Here is a 16,921-nt window from a genome sequence, read left to right as displayed (position 1 = left end):
GTTCACCGGCCGCCGCTCCGCCCCCAGCCCCGGACGCCCCCGCCCACGACCCCGAAACCGCGCCTCCTACCCGGCCGGGCGCACTATTCCACCTAGTACCGCCCAAAACGCCTGTGCGCCTTGTCACGGCCACCGGGCCGGAAGACCTCCTTTTCCGGGACCGGGACCGGAACCCCCCGCTACTCTCGAGGCGGTCGACGAGCACGCCGTGGCTGCGGGGGGACGCGCATGGATCCAGCACTCATTCGCCTCGCGTCGAGCGCGATCACACCCCTGATCAAGAAGCTCTTCGTCCAGGAGGGCTCCGGCGCCGGGCTGACCGGGCAGCGCATCCGCCTCTCCCGGCTGGTCTCCTTCCGTGGCGAGCAGCGCACGCTCACCGAGCGGGACGTACGCAAGCTCGCCGCACGGCTCATCGCCGACGCGCTCGCCGTCCCCGGGGAGCCGCCCTTCCCGCACGACGAGGCCCAGGCCGTCGCCGACGCCCTCACCCGCACCCTGCTCGCCCTCGGCGACCTCGACATGGACGACGTCCAGGCCGTCCGCCTCGGCCACCGCGAGCTGGCGGACCGCCTGCGCGCCGCCGCCCCGGCCCCCGCCGGGCTGTCCACCGACGCGGCGCTCTTCCTGGAGTCGATCACCGAGTGGGCCTGCCTGCACGTCCTGCACTTCTTCACCCAGCGTTCGACCTTCGTCGCCCGCACCCTGGTGGAGCAGAGCCGCACGCAGGCGGAGCTGATCGCCAAGGTGGACGCCCTCATCGCGCGTACGCCCCGGCCCTTCGCGCAGGACGCGACCTTCGAGCACCGCTACCGCGCGTACGTCGCCAAGAAGCACGGCAGCCTGACGATCTACGGCATCGACCTGCACAACTCGCCGGACGCCTGGCCGCTGGACGTGGCGTACCTGTCGCTGGAGGCGAGCGCGCCGGAGCCTCACCCGCACGTCCCGGACGGCATGGATCCGGTCGGCGCCGCCGCTCAGCGCACCCCGGCCGGCTCGCGGCCCGCCGACCAGGCGCTGGCCCGGCACGAGCGGGTGCTGCTGCGCGGCGTCGCCGGGTCGGGCAAGACCACGCTGGTGCAGTGGCTGGCGGTGTCGGCGGCAAACGGGGCCGTCGACGACCGCATGGCGTACCTCCGCGACCGCGTCCCCTTCATGCTGCCGCTGCGCACCCTCACCCGCCACGGCGAACGGCTCCCGGCCCCGGACCGCTTCCTGGCCGCTGCCGGCTGCCCCCTGACCGCGCCGGACGGCTGGGCCGACCGCGTCCTCGCGGCGGGCCGGGGCCTGGTCCTGGTCGACGGCATCGACGAGGTGCCGCAACCCGAGCGCGACCGCACCCGCCGCTGGCTGCGCGACCTCCTCGCCACGTATGACGGCGCCAACCGCTGGCTCGTCACCTCCCGCCCCTCCGCCGTACGCGAGGACTGGCTGACCCCGGACGGCTTCACCGAACTCTCGCTCTCGCCGATGAGCCGGAGCGAGGTCGGCGCGTTCGTACGGCGCTGGCACGCGGCCGCGGGCGCGGGCTCTCACGAGCAGCCCCTCCTCGACGCCCTCCGCACCACACAGGACCTCGCCCGATTGGCCACCAACCCCTTGATGTGCGGCCTGATCTGCGCCCTGCACCGCGACCGCCGCGGCTTCCTCCCGCGCGGCCGCAAGGGCCTGTACGACGCCGCCCTCGACATGCTGCTCGCCCGCCGCGACCGGGAGCGCGACATGGGCGACCCGACGGGGGTCGACCTGGGCGAGGCCCCGCAGATCCGGCTGATCCAGCGGCTCGCGTACTGGCTCACGGTCAACGGCCGTACGGAGATGGACCGCTCCCGCGCCGAGACGATCGTGCTCGACGCGATCCCGGCCATCCCGGACGCCGCCGCCATCGGGAAGCCGGAGGCCGTCTTCCAGCACCTGCTCCAGCGCAGCGGCCTGCTCCGCGAACCGGGCCCGGACGCCGTGGACTTCGTCCACCGGACCTTCCAGGACTACCTCGCCGCCAAGGCCATCGTCGACGACTGGCACATCGGCGTCCTGACCGGTCACGCCGGAGACGACCAGTGGGAGGACGTCATCCGCATGGCGGTAGCCCACGCCCGCCCGCGCGAATGCGCCGAGATCTTCACGGAGCTGCTGAAGGCCGCCGACGCCGCCCCGGACCGCCGCGCCCAGCTCCGCATCCTCTTCGTCGCCGCGGCCGCCCTCGAACACGCTACGGAACTCGCCCCGGACATCCAGCGCGCCCTGCTGGACCGCACGGCGGAGGTCATCCCACCGCGCACCCCGGAGGAGGCCCGCGAGCTGGCCACGGTGGGGCCGCTGATCCTGGACCTGCTCCCGGGCCCGGAGGAGCTGGACGACGAGCAGGCCCAGATGGCGGTGATCACGGCGACGCACATCCGGGCGGACGCGGCCCTTCCGTACCTGGCGCGATTCGCCGAGCACACGAGCCTGCCGGTGCGTGCCCAGCTCATGTGGGGCTGGTCCCGCTTCGACACGGCCTCGTACGCCGAGGAGATCATCGCGCGGCTGGATCCCGAGGGACTGGACTGCACGGTCGCCTCGGACGAGCAGGCCCACGAGCTGATGCGCCTCGGCCTGCGGCCCACCCGGCTCGATCTCCGGAAGCACGTGTCCGACGCGCTGTTGCCCAGGCTCCTCAGGCACTGCGATCCCGCCCACCTGACTCTGGAGCGCGAGGGCACCAGCCCGGATCTCAGCGCCCTGCGCTCGCTCGAGCGGCTGGAGACGCTCAACCTCGACCTGGCCCAAGAGGCGGAATGGAGCCTCACCTGCCTGCCAGAGAAAGCCCCTTTGGGCTTTCTCTACATGCGGGAACCGGCGGTGGAAGGCCTGAAGGGGCTGCGCCGCTACCCGACTCTGGACTACGTCGCCGGCACGGGACGTCTGTCGGAGGACGACTGGCGGGAGCTGGCCGCTCTGCCGCTCCTGGCCGGCGTCTCGTGCGAAGTGGGCTCACTGGCTTCCTGCCCCGGCACCCTGAGCTTTCCCGGTGTGCGCTATGTCGGCATCGGGCTCTTCACCGAACACTCGTCCCTGCACCGGCTGGCGACCGTGTTTCCCGCCGTGGAGAGCCTCGGCGTGATCAGCGCCGTCGCGGAGTCGGGAGGCCCGCTCAATGTCTCGCCGCTGACCGATCTGCCGCAGCTGAAGCGCATCGTCGCCCGCCGCCTGCGGCTCACCGGCACCGAGCACCTCTCCCGCGGGGTCCACATCGTCACCACCTGAGCCCCGCCTCCTTCCCACCCCGCCCCCGCTCCGCCATCCTCCTCCCCATGAGCAGACACGTGACGCGCGTCACCGCCCTCGCATTAGGACTGGCCGGGCTCCTCGCGGGGAGCAGCCTCCCTGCCGGGGCGGGGCCCTCCGACACCGGTCTGAAGGGCGCCATCGACACGATCCTCGCCGACTCCCGGCTGGACGGCGGCGCCGCGAGCGTCGTCGTCGCCGACGCCTCGTCCGGCGACACCCTCTACCAGCGGGACGCGGGCGACCGCCTGATGCCGGCCTCCAACACCAAGATCCCCACCTCGGTCGCCGCCATGGCGCTCCTCGGCCCCGAGTACCGCTTCCGTACGGAGGTGCTGTCCACCGCCGGCCCCAGGGGCGGCGTCCTGCACGGCGACCTGTACCTGCGCGGGACGGGTGACCCCACCACCCTCGCCAAGGACTACGACGCGCTGGCCGCCCGGGTGGCCGCCTCCGGCGTCCGGCGGGTGACGGGGCGCCTGGTCGCCGACGACACACGGTTCGACACCAACCGGCTGGGCCGTTCCTGGGCCGCCGACGACGAGTCGTCGTACTACTCCGCGCAGATCTCGCCCCTCACGGTCGCCCCGGACACGGACTACGACTCCGGCACGGTCGTCGTCGAGGCGGCCCCCGCCGCCCACGCGGGCGCGAAACCGCGCATCTCGCTGACCCCCGCCACGGGCTACGTACGCGTCGACAACCGCGCCACCACCGTCCCCGCGGGCCGCCCCGCCGGCCTCACCATCGAGCGGGAACACGGCACGAACACCATCACCGTCGCCGGCGAGATCCCCGTGCAGGGTTCTCCCGCCAAGGAGTGGGTCACGGTCTGGGAGCCCACCGGCTACGCCGCCGCCGTCTTCACCGACGCCCTCGCCGCCCACGGCGTACGCGTCGACGGGCCGCCCCGCCTCGGGGCGCCGACCCCCGCCCACGCCAAGGCCCTGGCCACGCACAGCTCCATGCCGCTCAAGGACCTCATGCGTCCCTTCATGAAGCTGTCCAACAACATGCACGCCGAGGCCCTCACCAAGACCATCGGGTACGAGACGTCCGGCCGCGGCACCTGGAGCGCGGGGCTCGCCGCCATCGGCACGTACCTGAAGGAGCAGGGCGTACAGACGTCGACCGTCCGCCAGGTCGACGGCTCCGGTCTGTCCCGGATGAACCTGTTCCCCGCCGCCCAGCTCGCCCGCCTGCTCCTCGCCGTCCAGGACGCCCCCTGGTACGCCGACTGGTACGCGTCCCTGCCCGTCGCCTGCGCCCCCGACCGGGCCACCGGCGGCACCCTACGCAGCCGGATGTGCGGCACCCCCGCCGCCCTGAACACCCGGGCCAAGACGGGCACCCTGACCGGCGCCTCCGGGCTCTCCGGGTACGTCACGGACGCCGGCGGCCGCCGTCTCGTCTACTCCATCGTCCTCAACAACCACCTGGCGTCGTCCGTGAAGAGCATCGAGGACGCCATCGTCGTGACCCTTGCCAGGTCCGACACGGCCAAGGGCGCCATCACCGCCGTACCGCCGTCCCGCATCCGCTCCGTCGACCCGTCCACCGGCCTCGAATGCTCCTGGCGCAAGCCGGATCCCTGCTGAGAACGCGGAAAGGGGCTGCCCGGTGGGCAGCCCCTTTCCGTCAGCGGTGGTTACCGCTTACGCGTCCTTCGAGAGGTTCGGGCCGGCGCCGCCGGCGGCCTGCTCGATCGGGGGGACGTCCGGCAGAGCGGACTTCTCCTCGCCGCGGAAGGTGAACTTCTTCTGCTCACCCTCGCCCTCGGTGTCCACGACCACGATGTGACCGGGGCGCAGCTCGCCGAAGAGGATCTTCTCCGACAGGATGTCCTCGATCTCGCGCTGGATCGTCCGGCGCAGCGGCCGGGCGCCCATCACGGGGTCGTAGCCGTGCTTGGCCAGGAGCTCCTTGGCGGAACCGCTGAGCTCGATGCCCATGTCACGGTCCTTCAGGCGCTCGTCCACCTTGGCGATCATCAGGTCGACGATCTGGATGATGTCTTCCTGGCTGAGCTGGTGGAAGACGACCGTGTCGTCGACACGGTTGAGGAACTCGGGCCGGAAGTGCTGCTTCAGCTCTTCGTTGACCTTCGCCTTCATCCGGTCGTAACCGGTCTTGACGTCGCCCTGTGCCGCGAAGCCCAGGTTGAAGCCCTTGGAGATGTCCCGGGTCCCGAGGTTGGTCGTCATGATGATGACCGTGTTCTTGAAGTCCACGACCCGGCCCTGGGAGTCGGTCAGGCGACCGTCCTCCAGGATCTGGAGAAGGGAATTGAAGATATCGGGGTGGGCCTTCTCGACCTCGTCGAAGAGGACGACGGAGAACGGCTTGCGGCGCACCTTCTCGGTGAGCTGGCCGCCCTCTTCGTAACCCACGTATCCGGGCGGGGAACCGAAGAGACGGGAAACCGTGTGCTTCTCGCTGAACTCCGACATGTCGAGGGAGATCATCGCGTCCTCGTCGCCGAAGAGGAATTCGGCGAGCGTCTTGGACAGCTCGGTCTTACCGACACCGGACGGGCCGGCGAAGATGAACGAGCCACCCGGGCGCTTGGGGTCCTTCAGGCCGGCGCGCGTACGGCGGATCGCCTGCGACAGGGCCTTGATGGCGTCCTTCTGCCCGATGACGCGCTTGTGGAGCTCGTCCTCCATGCGCAGCAGGCGGGAGGACTCCTCCTCCGTGAGCTTGAAGACCGGAATGCCGGTGGCGGTCGCGAGGACCTCGGCGATCAGCTCGCCGTCGACCTCCGCGACGACGTCCATGTCGCCGGCCTTCCACTCCTTCTCCCGCTTGGCCTTCGCCGCCAGCAGCTGCTTCTCCTTGTCGCGGAGAGACGCCGCCTTCTCGAAGTCCTGGGAGTCGATCGCGGACTCCTTGTCCCGGCGGACGGCCGCGATCTTCTCGTCGAACTCGCGGAGGTCCGGCGGCGCGGTCATCCGGCGGATGCGCATCCGGGAGCCGGCCTCGTCGATCAGGTCGATCGCCTTGTCCGGCAGGAAGCGGTCCGAGATGTACCGGTCGGCCAGGGTCGCGGCCTGGACCAGCGCCTCGTCCGTGATGGAGACCCGGTGGTGCGCCTCGTAACGGTCGCGCAGGCCCTTGAGGATCTCGATGGTGTGCGGCAGCGACGGCTCCGCGACCTGGATGGGCTGGAAGCGGCGCTCCAGGGCCGCGTCCTTCTCCAGGTACTTGCGGTACTCGTCCAGCGTGGTGGCGCCGATGGTCTGCAGCTCACCACGGGCCAGCATCGGCTTCAGGATGGACGCCGCGTCGATCGCGCCCTCGGCGGCACCCGCACCCACCAGGGTGTGGAGCTCGTCGATGAACAGGATGATGTCGCCGCGGGTGCGGATCTCCTTGAGCACCTTCTTCAGGCGCTCCTCGAAGTCACCGCGGTAGCGGGAGCCGGCGACGAGCGCGCCCAGGTCGAGGGTGTAGAGGTGCTTGTCCTTGAGGGTCTCGGGCACCTCGCCCTTGACGATGGCCTGCGCCAGGCCCTCGACGACCGCCGTCTTGCCGACGCCGGGCTCGCCGATGAGGACCGGGTTGTTCTTGGTCCGGCGAGACAGCACCTGCATGACCCGCTCGATCTCCTTCTCGCGCCCGATGACCGGGTCGAGCTTGGACTCACGAGCGGCCTGGGTGAGGTTCCGGCCGAACTGGTCGAGGACCAGGGACGTGGAGGGAGTGCCCTCGGCAGGGCCACCGGCGGTGGCGGCTTCCTTGCCCTGGTAGCCGGAGAGCAGCTGGATGACCTGCTGCCGCACCCGGTTGAGATCGGCGCCCAGCTTCACGAGGACCTGGGCGGCGACGCCCTCGCCCTCGCGGATCAGGCCGAGCAGGATGTGCTCGGTGCCGATGTAGTTGTGGCCGAGCTGAAGGGCCTCGCGGAGCGACAGCTCCAGGACCTTCTTGGCACGGGGCGTGAAGGGGATGTGCCCGGACGGGGCCTGCTGGCCCTGGCCGATGATCTCCTCCACCTGCTGGCGGACCGCCTCGAGCGAAATCCCGAGGCTCTCCAGGGCCTTAGCGGCGACACCCTCACCCTCGTGGATAAGGCCCAGGAGGATGTGCTCGGTGCCGATGTAGTTGTGGTTGAGCATCCGGGCTTCTTCCTGAGCCAGGACGACAACCCGCCGCGCGCGGTCGGTGAACCTCTCGAACATCGTTAATCGCTCCTCAGAGCGGTCAGGCAGTAAGGGGTCGGTCCCCTCCCTGTCCTTCCGCAGCTTAGTCCCGCAAGCGGGGACCGCTCATTCCAACTGCCGACACCCGTCTCTGGCCTCCTGACCCGAACGCCGACAAATGCTCCAACCCAATGGTCCGAGACGATGTTCCCGCAGGCCAGGCACTTACCCTCACCGGCAGTACGCCGATGGCGAACGTGAGACGCCCGATCCGTGCGTGTCGCCCCTCCCCACTAGGAATGTCTTACCCGTAAGCACTGACACTCCATGCGGCGTACCCCGGTTCCCTCAGCTAAGGGCGAACACCCTTGCGCTCCCCCACACCGCCACGCGCCGCCCCGAACCCGTACGCACAGTAGCGATCCGTCGCGATGCGTAACCCGGAGGAACGGTCGCGAGTTCCCCGGGCATGGCCTTCACCGCTTCGCACCTCCTGCACGGCGTCGCCTCGTGGTACGAGCACGAGCTCGGCTGGGCCACGGCGAAGGGCGGCGGCGAAGGACCGGTGGAGTTGCTCACGGGGCTGCGCTTCGACGCCCTGGAGCTGCCTGCCGCTGCCGGGTTCGCCGTGCTGCGGCGGCTCGGTGGCCAGTGGCCCGTCGCCCTCGCGGGGCGCAGGATGCGGCTGCTGGTGGCCGCGGGCGCCGCCGACGAGCTGCCGGGGCTGCTCGACTGGCTGGAGTGGGGCGGGATCGCGCTCGACCTGGCCGCCCTGGGCGCCGGTGACCGGATGACCGCTCCGATTCCCCCAGGATGGAGCGGATCCGGTTCACCTGGCGCCGCTTCGTGGCTGCGCCCCCCCGAACCCGGGCGCGAAGTGGAGCCGACGCTCCCGGCCATGTCGGCCGTGGGGGGCGGCGCCGGCGCCCCCTGCCTGGTACGACTCGTGGACGCGGCGGCATCGGAATGTCACCGGGTCCGGTTGCTGGGTGCGGACCGCACTCAGCGGTTGGCGTCCTCGTAAGCCTGCTTGATATCGGCGGGCACGCGGCCGCGGTCGTTCACGTTGTAGCCATTCTCCTTGGCCCATGCGCGAATCTTCGCGGTGTCGGGGCTGCCACCCGCGGCGGCCCGTCCCTTGCCACGGCCGGCCGAGGCGCGGCCACCGGTGCGACGGCCGCTCTTGGTGTACGGCTCCAGCAGGCCACGAAGCTTGTCCGCATTGGCGGTGGTGAGGTCGATCTCGTAGGTCTTGCCGTCCAGAGCGAACGTCACCGTCTCGTCCGCCTCGCCACCGTCGAGGTCGTCGACAAGAAGGACCTGAACCTTCTGTGCCACCGGATTTCCTTTCATCGAAAATGCAGTACGCGGAAAGGAAACCGCTTTTCTCTGGAAAACACAAACCCCTGGGAGAGGTTCAGATCCCGGAGGACACGGGAAACGTGCGCGATTCGGACATAGGGATCACAGGTGCAGAAGCATCCGGCTGTTGCCCAGGGTGTTCGGCTTCACTCGTTCGAGACCGAGGAACTCGGCGACGCCCTCGTCATAGGAACGGAGGAGCTCGGTGTAGACATCTCCGTCGACCGGCGTCTCGCCGATCTCGACGAAGCCGTGCTTCGCGAAGAAGTCCACTTCGAAGGTCAGGCAGAAAACCCGGCGGACGCCGAGCCAGCGGGCGGTGTGCAGCAACTTGTCGAGCACTTGATGACCGATGCCGGCGCCCTTGAAGTCGGGATCGACCGCGAGAGTACGCACTTCGGCGAGGTCTTCCCACATCACATGCAGCGCCCCACAGCCGACGACGGTGCCGTCCTCGTCGCGTTCCGCGACCCAGAACTCCTGGATGTCCTCGTAAAGCGTCACGGTCGCTTTGTCGAGCAGGATGCCTTCGGTGACGTACGGATCGACGAGTCGGCGGACCGCCTGCACATCACTGGTACGGGCCCGGCGCACCGTCACGGCTTTCGCCGCGGGATTCGACGGCGGGGCCTGCCCGGCCGGGGGCGGAACGTCGGGGGACGAGGAGGACGACGACATGGCTGGACGCTATCGCCCCTCTCCCGCCTCCCCCTCGGCGGGCTCTTCGGGGGCTCGCGCCTCCACGGGGCGCTCCGGGTCTTCGGGGGTGTCCCCCTGCACGATACGGACGGCGGCGTTCAGCGCCTCTCGTTGCTCCGGCGACATCATGCCGAAGAAGGCCACGAGAGCGGCGGCGGGGTTGTCGCTCTTCGACCAGGCTTCGTTCATCAGTGCGGCCGAGTAGGCGGCACGGGTGGAGACCGCCGTATATCGATAGGCGCGGCCCGAGACTTCCCGGCGCACCCAGCCCTTCTGATGGAGATTGTCCATTACGGTCATGACCGTCGTGTAGGCGATGGACCGTTCCTGCTGGAGATCCTCCAGGACTTCCCGGACGGTGACGGGCCGGTTCCATTGCCAGACGCGTGTCATGACGGCGTCTTCGAGCTCTCCCAATTGACGGGGCACATCGCCACCATAGTGGGAGATGTCGGAATAGCTGGCTATTGACGTACCAAAAAGGGCGTACGACGGGTGTGGTCGTACGCCCTCGGCGCGGGTACCGGCCGGTGCCGGCCCGGTCAGGCCTGCCCCGGCTTGGCGGCTCCGTCCGCCTGGCGGGCGGCCTCGGCGCGGGCGAGCGCCGCGTCCACGGCCGCGTCCTCCTTGGCCTTGTTGGGGCCGCCCTGGCTCTTGACGATCGTCACGACGAGGCCGATGAAGAAGGCGGCCATCACCACGGGGGGCAGGAGCGCGGATACGTATTCCATGGCTCCAGGGTAGCTAGCCGGCGGCCCGCTCCTCGGGCGGGGGCGCGGCGGGGCGGCGGCGGGGCGGGAACACCTCGGACGGCTTGGGTACCGGGCGGTCGGCCGGTGGCGGGGCCGGGTTCGGCTTCGGCGGCGCCGGCCGGGGCTTCGGCTCGTCCGCCTCGCAGGTACGGCCTCCCGGCAGGGCGAGCAGCCGGGTACGCGGGGCCGGGGCGACGTGCCGTCCGGCCAGCCGGGCCCGCACGGAGTGCTCGGCCAGCGTCCGGCAGCGCGCCAGGAGGGCGGCACCGGCGGGCGTACCGCGTAGGGTGCGCAGCGCGGCGAGGTCCTCCGGGCGGGGGTCGTAGCCGGCGGCGAGGGCGTCCTGGAGCAGCTCCAGGTACCCGGCCGCCGAGCCGGGCAGCGCGTCGCGGTAGCGGGTGAGGTCGGCGAGGAGGAAGGCCCGCATCCGGCCGGCCTCGCGGACCGCCTCGTCCACGGAGCCGGCGAGTCGCAGGCAGTCCTGCACGTCTTCGTCGTCGAGCGGGGTGGGGTGGAGGGCATGGGCGAGGGCGCGTCGGAGCACACGCAGCTCGTCTGCGCCGAACGCCAGGCCGCCGCGGGATCCGTATGGCGTGGGCATGCCCCGACGATACGTGCAAATAGGACAAATTTCGCTTACCGCCCACTCGCCGGGCGCGTTGCCCTCCAGGCGGGTACGGGGGCGCTTTCCTCCCGCGGCGCGGAGGGGCCGTGCAGGGCCGCCCCCGCAGAGGCCGGCGGCGACGGGCGGGCTCCCGTGCTCGTGACCCCAGGCCGGAGGGGTCCCGGCCGGGCCCACCGGCCCGCACCGCCCCGGGTGGAACCGGGAAAGGGCACCGCCCCGGCCGGGCACGACGGGGCGGCCGGGCGCGGGCGCGTGAGGCGCTACATGCGGGAGACGTTGCGTTCGTAGACCAGGCGGAGGCCGATCAGGGTCAGCCACGGCTCGTGCTCGTCGATCTCCGCGGCCTCGCCCAGCACCATCGGCGCCAGGCCGCCCGTCGCGATGACGGTGACGTCCGACGGGTCTCCGTCCCGCCCGACGAGCTCGCGTTTCATGCGGCTGACGATGCCGTCGACCTGGCCCGCGAAGCCGTACACGATGCCCGCCTGCATGGCCTCGACCGTGTTCTTGCCGATCACGCTGCGCGGGCGGGCCAGTTCGATCTTGCGGAGCTGGGCGCCCTTGACGCCGAGCGCCTCGACCGAGATCTCGATGCCCGGGGCGATCACCCCGCCGATGTACTCGCCGCGCACGCTGATCGGGTCGAACGTCGTCGCCGTACCGAAGTCGACGACGATCGCCGGGCCCCCGTACAGCTCGTTCGCCGCGACCGCGTTGACGATGCGGTCGGCGCCGACCTCCTTGGGGTTGTCCGTGAGGATCGGTACGCCGGTCTTGATGCCCGGCTCGACGAGCACGGCCGGGACGTCGCCGTAGTACCGCCGGGTGACCTCGCGCAGCTCGTGGAGCACGGACGGGACCGTCGAGCAGATGGCGATGCCCTCGATGCCGTCGCCCAGCTCGTCGCCGAGCAGCGGGTGCATGCCCATCAGGCCCTGGAGGAGCACGGCGAGCTCGTCGGCGGTGCGGCGCGCGTCGGTGGAGATGCGCCAGTGCTCGACGATCTCCGCGCCGTCGAACAGGCCCAGGACGGTGTGGGTGTTGCCCGCGTCGATCGTGAGCAGCATCAGCCCTGGTCCGCCTCTCGCAGGTCGAGGCCGATGTCGAGGATCGGGGAGGAGTGGGTCAGGGCACCCACCGCCAGGTAGTCGACGCCGGTCGCGGCGTACGCGGCGGCGTTCTCCAGGGTCAGGCGGCCCGACGACTCCAGCATCGCGCGGCCCGCGACGATGGTGACGGCCTCGTCCGTCTCGGCCGGCGTGAAGTTGTCCAGCAGGATCAGGTCGGCGCCCGCCTCCAGGACCTCGCGGACCTGGTGGAGGGTGTCCACCTCCACCTCGATCGGCAGGTCGGGGAACCGTTCCCGTACGGCCTTGAAGGCCGCCGCCACCCCACCGGCCGCCACCACGTGGTTGTCCTTGACGAGGGCCGCGTCGGACAGCGACATGCGGTGGTTGACGCCGCCGCCGCAGCGCACCGCGTACTTCTCCAGGGCGCGCAGCCCCGGAGTCGTCTTGCGGGTGTCGCGGACCTTCGCCTTGTACCCCTCCAGGGCGTCGGCCCACGCGCGCGTGGCGGTGGCGATGCCGGACAGGCGGCACATGATGTTGAGCGCGCTGCGCTCGCCGGTGAGCAGGTCGCGGGTGCGAGTGGTGACCGACAGCAGCTTCTGGCCGGGCTCGACCCGGTCGCCGTCGTCCACGTGCCGCTCGACCGCGAACTCCTCCGTGCAGACGACCGACAGGACCGCCTCCGCCACGTGGATGCCGGCGACGACGCCCGCCTCGCGCGCGGTGAAGTCACCGGTGGCGACGGCGTCCTCGGGGATGGTCGCGACGCTCGTCACGTCCTCGCCGCCGTCCAGGTCCTCCTCGATGGCGCGGTACGCCACGTCCTCGACGAGTACGGGGTCGAGGCCGGCGTTCACGAGCAGCGCGGCGAGCGCGGGGTCCAGGCCGCACTCGTACACCTCGTCGTCGCCGCCGCAGCCGCACCCGTCGCCGCATCCCTGAGGGGCGGCACCGATGTTGATCAGGGGTACGTCCACGGGCTGCGGGCGTTCTTCGGGCGTGCTCACGGTTACGGCTCCCTGGGGGCGTCGGCGTCGGTCGGGGGGAAGTCTTGGGTGTCGGTGGGGCGGACGTCCAGGCTCCGGTCCGGGCCGAGGCGTACCACCAGGTGGCGGCGCCACAGGGCGTCGTCGCGGTCGGGGCGGTCCTCGCGCCAGTGGCAGCCGCGGGTCTCCTCGCGGCGGCGGGCGGCGGCGACCAGGACGCGGGCGACGCACAGGAGGTTGGTGGTCTCCCAGGACTCGACGCCCGGCTCGGCGGCCTTGCTGCCGTCCGGCCCGTCGTTCAGCGCCTCGGCGTGCACGGCGTCCAGCGCGTCCGCCGCCTCGGCGAGGCTGGTGGCGGAGCGCAGCACCCCGGCGCCGTGCGTCATGACGTGCTGGACGCGGGCGCGGGCGGCCGGGTCCAGCAGCGGCAGGACGGTGGGGGCGGGGTGCGGTACGGGGGCGCCGGCCCGTACCGAGGAGGCCGCGACGTCGTCCGCGATGCGCTCGGCGAAGACCAGGCCCTCCAGGAGGGAGTTCGACGCGAGCCGGTTGGCGCCGTGGACCCCCGTACAGGCGACCTCGCCGCACGCGTACAGGCCGGGGACGGTGGTACGGCCGTGGAGGTCGGTACGGACGCCGCCGGAGGCGTAGTGGGCCGCCGGGGCGACCGGGATCGGCTCGGTCACCGGGTCGATGCCGTGGGCGCGGCAGGCGGCGAGGATCGTGGGGAAGCGGGTCGCCCACATCTCGGGCCCGAAGTGCCGGGCGTCCAGGTACATGTGGCGGGCGCCCTGCTCGCGCATGCGGCGCATGATGCCCTTGGCGACGATGTCACGCGGGGCGAGCTCGGCCAGCTCGTGCTGCCCGACCATGAACCGGACGCCGTCCGCGTCGACGAGATGGGCGCCCTCGCCGCGTACCGCCTCCGACACCAGCGGCTGCTGGCCCTCGGCGTCCGGGCCGAGGAACAGGACGGTGGGGTGGAACTGGACGAACTCCAGGTCGCTCACCTCGGCGCCCGCCCGCAGCGCGAGCGCGACCCCGTCCCCGGTGGACACCGCCGGGTTGGTGGTAGCGGAGAAGACCTGGCCCATGCCACCGGTGGCGAGGACGACGGCGGGTGCGTGGACGGCGCCCACCCCGTCGTGCTGGCCCTCGCCCATGACGTGCAGGGTGACGCCCGCCGTACGGCCGTCGGCGTCGGTGAGCAGGTCCAGGACGAGCGCGTTCTCGATGGTGCGTACGCCCTGGTCGCGGACCGCGTCGACAAGGGCGCGGGAGATCTCGGCGCCGGTCGCGTCACCGCCCGCGTGCGCGATGCGGCGTCGGTGGTGGCCGCCCTCGCGGGTGAGCTCGATGGTGCCGGCCTCGTCGGTGTCGAAGCGGGCGCCGGTCGCGATGAGGCGGCGTACGGCGTCGGGGCCCTCGGTGACCAGCAGCCGTACGGCTTCCTCGTCGCACAGGCCCGCGCCCGCGACGAGCGTGTCGTCCAGGTGCTGCTCGGGGGTGTCGCCCTCGCCGAGCGCCGCCGCGATGCCGCCCTGCGCCCAGCGCGTGGAGCCGTCGTCCAGGCGGGCCTTGGTGACGACGACCGTACGCAGCCCGGCGGCCGTGCAGCGCAGTGCGGCGGTCAGGCCCGCGACGCCGGAGCCGACCACGACGACGTCGGCGTCGATCGCCCAGCCGGGGGCGGGGGCCTGGAGGCGTATGCCGGTCATGCGGGGGCTCCGAAGGTGAGGGGAAGGTTGTCGATCAGCCGCGTGGTGCCGACCTTCGCGGCGACGGCGAGGATCGCCTCGCCGGTGTGGTCGTCGGGGACGTCGGTGAAGTCGGCGGGGTCCACCAGCGCCAGGTAGTCCAGGCGCAGCGGCGGGTCGGCCTTCGCCGCCTCGTCGAGTACCGCGCGGGCCGCGGCCCGAACCGCGTGGGCGCCGCCGCCGGGGACCGCCGCGGCCACCGCGTGGGCATCGGCGGCCGCGCGGGACTCGCCGAGCCTGGACAGGGCCTCGGCGCGGCTCTCGGAGGCGGGCAGCGTCTCGGCGCGGGCCAGCAGCGCCGTCTGCGCGGCGAGCCGGTCGCGGGCGGCGAACAGCGCGGCGGACAGGGCGAGGGCGGTGCGGCGCTCGCGGGGTGAGAGGTACCGGTTGCGGCTGGACAGCGCGAGTCCGTCCGGCTCGCGGACGGTCGGTACGCCGACGATCTCGACCGGGAAGTTCAGGTCGGTGGCCATGCGGCGGATCAGGGCGAGCTGCTGGGCGTCCTTCTGGCCGAAGAACGCCACGTCGGGGCGGGTCAGGTGCAGCAGCTTCGCGACGACGGTGAGCATGCCGTCGAAGTGGCCGGGGCGGGAGGCGCCCTCCAGCCGCTCCCCCATGGGGCCGGCCGTGATCCGGACCTGGGGCGCGCCGCCCGGGTAGACCTCGTCGACGGAGGGCGCGAAGACGGCGTTCGCGCCCGCCTGCTCGGCGGTCTTGAGGTCGGCGTCCAGGGTGCGGGGGTAGCGGTCGAGGTCCTCGCCCGCCCCGAACTGGAGCGGGTTCACGAAGACGGTGACCAGGACGTACCCCTTCTTGCCGACGTGCTTGCGCGCGGCCCGCACCAGGGTGGCGTGGCCTTCGTGGAGGGCGCCCATGGTCATGACGACGGCGGTACGGCCCCGGGGCGCGACGTGTTCGAGGACGTACTCCAGGTCGTCGCGCGTCGGGATCAGTTCGAAGTCGGGGCTCATCGGCCGCTGTCTCCTTCTGCTCCGGTGGAGCCGTCCGCTCCGGTGGAGCCGTCCGCGAGGACGCCGAGCAGGTCCTCCGCCAGCTCGGGCTTGAGGACGCCATGGGCGAGGGCGCGGTCCGCGGTCGTACGGGCCATGGCGAGGTATCCGGCGACGGTGGCGGGCGCGTGCTTGCGCAGCTCGGCCACGTGCGCGGCGACCGTGCCCGCGTCTCCGCGCGCGACGGGGCCGGTGAGGGCGGCGTCTCCGGAGCGCAGGGCGTTGTCCAGGGCGGCGCCCAGGAGCGGGCCGAGCATCCGGTCGGGGGCGGCGACCCCGGCCTGCCGCAGCAGCTCCATGGACTGGGCGACGAGGGTGACCAGGTGGTTGGCGCCCAGGGCGAGGGCCGCGTGGTAGAGCGGGCGGGCCGCCTCCTCGATCCACTCCGGCTCGCCGCCCATCTCGATGACGAGCGCCTCGGCGGCCAGGCGCAGCTCGTCGGGGGCGGTGACGCCGAACGAGCACCCCGCCAGCCGCTGGACGTCCACGCTCGTGCCGGTGAACGTCATGGCGGGGTGCAGGGCGAGCGGGAGGGCGCCGGCGCGCCGGGCCGGGTCGAGCACGGAGGTGCCGTACCGCCCGGAGGTGTGGACCAGGAGCTGCCCGGGGCGTACGGCGCCGGTGTCGGCCAGGCCCTGGACGAGGCCGGGCAGCGCGTCGTCCGGGACGGTCAGCAGGACGAGGTCGGCGCGCTCCAGGACCTGGGCGGGCGGTACGAGCGGCACGTCCGGCAGCAGCTCGGCGGCGCGGCGCCGGGACGCGTCCGACACGCCCGAGACGGCGACGGGGCGGTGCCCGGCGAGGCGCAGCGACGCGGCGAGGGCGGGTCCTACCCGGCCGGCGCCTACGACGCCGACGGTGAGCCGGGCGGGGCGGGGGTGTGATGATGCGTTCACGCGTCGACGGCCTTCCGTTCCAGTCCGCGGGGGGTACCGGACGATTTCTCGTCATGCTACGCCAGCGTTACGCGGGGCTACGTCACTGTCCACAGCCTGTGGATCCGTCCCGCGCGCGGGAACCGGAACCGGAGCGGCGGAGGTGGTCGCGGGCCACGCGGAGGGCGGCCAGGTCGTCCCGGCCCGGGGGCGGCGGGGGTGCCTCGCCGCGCTGGGCGGCCCGGTAGGCGTCGAGCATGTGCTGCTGCATGGCGTCCATGTACGCCACCCTCCGCCCGCCCGCTCCCTCCCGCCCCGTCGATTGACGAGCCCCGTCAAATGGCGCGAGGTCCACCGCCCGACCCCTCAC

Annotated in this window: 15 protein-coding genes; 3 read left to right on the top strand and 12 right to left on the bottom strand. The window is 72.1% G+C overall.

All coding sequences use genetic code 11. The features are described from left to right. Positions 1–228: 228 nt before the first annotated feature. Positions 229–3,252, top strand: a complete 3,024-nt coding sequence (locus AMK26_RS25490; RefSeq protein WP_073757008.1) for an NACHT domain-containing protein — start codon at positions 229–231, stop codon at positions 3,250–3,252. A gap of 47 nt (positions 3,253–3,299) precedes the next feature. Then, positions 3,300–4,871, top strand: coding sequence for a D-alanyl-D-alanine carboxypeptidase/D-alanyl-D-alanine endopeptidase (gene dacB / locus AMK26_RS25485; protein WP_073757007.1), 1,572 nt, complete (start codon positions 3,300–3,302; stop codon positions 4,869–4,871). A 57-nt stretch (positions 4,872–4,928) separates the two neighbouring features. On the opposite strand, the gene AMK26_RS25480 is transcribed toward dacB, so the two are convergent. Next, positions 4,929–7,454 (bottom strand): ATP-dependent Clp protease ATP-binding subunit, encoded by a 2,526-nt coding sequence (locus tag AMK26_RS25480; RefSeq protein WP_073757006.1) that lies wholly within the window; start codon positions 7,452–7,454, stop codon positions 4,929–4,931. Positions 7,455–7,884: 430 nt separating this feature from the next. Here AMK26_RS25480 and AMK26_RS25470 point away from each other — a divergent pair, with 430 nt between their 5' ends. Next, positions 7,885–8,439 carry an SCO3374 family protein gene (locus AMK26_RS25470; protein WP_073757005.1) on the top strand — a complete coding sequence of 185 codons (555 nt, stop codon included), beginning with the start codon at positions 7,885–7,887 and terminating at the stop codon, positions 8,437–8,439. Here the strand turns inward: AMK26_RS25470 and AMK26_RS25465 are convergent. The 11 genes from AMK26_RS25465 to AMK26_RS37415 all read right to left on the bottom strand — a co-directional run bounded on the left by AMK26_RS25465 (position 8,418) and on the right by AMK26_RS37415 (position 16,831). After that, a complete protein-coding gene (locus AMK26_RS25465) occupies positions 8,418–8,753 on the bottom strand; it encodes a histone-like nucleoid-structuring protein Lsr2 (RefSeq protein WP_073757004.1) in 336 nt (111 codons plus the stop codon). The two genes, AMK26_RS25470 and AMK26_RS25465, sit on opposite strands and share 22 nt — an antisense overlap. Before the next feature lie 126 nt (positions 8,754–8,879). Continuing rightward, positions 8,880–9,455 (bottom strand): amino-acid N-acetyltransferase, encoded by a 576-nt coding sequence (locus AMK26_RS25460; protein ID WP_241838056.1) that lies wholly within the window; start codon positions 9,453–9,455, stop codon positions 8,880–8,882. A gap of 9 nt (positions 9,456–9,464) precedes the next feature. Continuing rightward, complete coding sequence (locus tag AMK26_RS25455; protein WP_073757002.1) at positions 9,465–9,905, bottom strand: BlaI/MecI/CopY family transcriptional regulator; 441 nt, start codon at positions 9,903–9,905, stop codon at positions 9,465–9,467. Between the two features lie 113 nt (positions 9,906–10,018). Beyond that, positions 10,019–10,207: a hypothetical protein gene (locus AMK26_RS25450; RefSeq protein ID WP_073757001.1), complete on the bottom strand. Its 189-nt coding sequence runs from the start codon at positions 10,205–10,207 to the stop codon at positions 10,019–10,021. 13 nt (positions 10,208–10,220) lie between these two features. Further along, a complete protein-coding gene (locus tag AMK26_RS25445; protein WP_198944160.1) occupies positions 10,221–10,799 on the bottom strand; it encodes a hypothetical protein in 579 nt (192 codons plus the stop codon). Between the two features lie 314 nt (positions 10,800–11,113). Beyond that, positions 11,114–11,920, bottom strand: a complete 807-nt coding sequence (locus AMK26_RS25440) for a type III pantothenate kinase (protein ID WP_073756999.1) — start codon at positions 11,918–11,920, stop codon at positions 11,114–11,116. Next, positions 11,920–12,930, bottom strand: a complete 1,011-nt coding sequence (nadC, locus tag AMK26_RS25435) for a carboxylating nicotinate-nucleotide diphosphorylase (protein ID WP_073756998.1) — start codon at positions 12,928–12,930, stop codon at positions 11,920–11,922. The genes AMK26_RS25440 and nadC overlap by 1 nt, the downstream gene beginning before the upstream one ends. A gap of 2 nt (positions 12,931–12,932) precedes the next feature. Further along, complete coding sequence (locus tag AMK26_RS25430) at positions 12,933–14,627, bottom strand: L-aspartate oxidase (protein WP_073756997.1); 1,695 nt, start codon at positions 14,625–14,627, stop codon at positions 12,933–12,935. Further along, positions 14,624–15,637: a pantoate--beta-alanine ligase gene (gene panC / locus AMK26_RS25425; RefSeq protein WP_079277793.1), complete on the bottom strand. Its 1,014-nt coding sequence runs from the start codon at positions 15,635–15,637 to the stop codon at positions 14,624–14,626. The genes AMK26_RS25430 and panC overlap by 4 nt, the downstream gene beginning before the upstream one ends. Continuing rightward, a complete protein-coding gene (locus AMK26_RS25420; RefSeq protein ID WP_073756996.1) occupies positions 15,634–16,572 on the bottom strand; it encodes a Rossmann-like and DUF2520 domain-containing protein in 939 nt (312 codons plus the stop codon). The genes panC and AMK26_RS25420 overlap by 4 nt, the downstream gene beginning before the upstream one ends. An 82-nt stretch (positions 16,573–16,654) precedes the next feature. Continuing rightward, entirely contained in the window at positions 16,655–16,831 is a 177-nt protein-coding gene (locus AMK26_RS37415) for a hypothetical protein (RefSeq protein ID WP_198944152.1), read from the bottom strand. Positions 16,832–16,921 lie beyond the last annotated feature (90 nt).

Source organism: Streptomyces sp. CB03234 (genome assembly GCF_001905885.1).
Lineage (GTDB): Bacteria > Actinomycetota > Actinomycetes > Streptomycetales > Streptomycetaceae > Streptomyces.
The sequence above is the reverse complement of the archived record's forward strand: the minus strand, read 5'-3'. Positions and strand labels throughout refer to the sequence as shown.

Bases quoted from the DNA above. Each gene is read 5' to 3' on its own strand.
- panC (WP_079277793.1), bottom strand. From the start codon at position 15,637: ATGAGCCCCGACTTCGAACTGATCCCGACGCGCGACGACCTGGAGTAC.
- AMK26_RS25460 (WP_241838056.1), bottom strand. From the start codon at position 9,455: ATGTCGTCGTCCTCCTCGTCCCCCGACGTTCCGCCCCCGGCCGGGCAG.
- AMK26_RS25440 (WP_073756999.1), bottom strand. From the start codon at position 11,920: ATGCTGCTCACGATCGACGCGGGCAACACCCACACCGTCCTGGGCCTG.
- AMK26_RS25480 (WP_073757006.1), bottom strand. From the start codon at position 7,454: ATGTTCGAGAGGTTCACCGACCGCGCGCGGCGGGTTGTCGTCCTGGCT.
- AMK26_RS37415 (WP_198944152.1), bottom strand. From the start codon at position 16,831: ATGGACGCCATGCAGCAGCACATGCTCGACGCCTACCGGGCCGCCCAG.
- AMK26_RS25470 (WP_073757005.1), top strand. From the start codon at position 7,885: ATGGCCTTCACCGCTTCGCACCTCCTGCACGGCGTCGCCTCGTGGTAC.
- AMK26_RS25430 (WP_073756997.1), bottom strand. From the start codon at position 14,627: ATGACCGGCATACGCCTCCAGGCCCCCGCCCCCGGCTGGGCGATCGAC.
- AMK26_RS25490 (WP_073757008.1), top strand. From the start codon at position 229: ATGGATCCAGCACTCATTCGCCTCGCGTCGAGCGCGATCACACCCCTG.
- AMK26_RS25450 (WP_073757001.1), bottom strand. From the start codon at position 10,207: ATGGAATACGTATCCGCGCTCCTGCCCCCCGTGGTGATGGCCGCCTTC.
- dacB (WP_073757007.1), top strand. From the start codon at position 3,300: ATGAGCAGACACGTGACGCGCGTCACCGCCCTCGCATTAGGACTGGCC.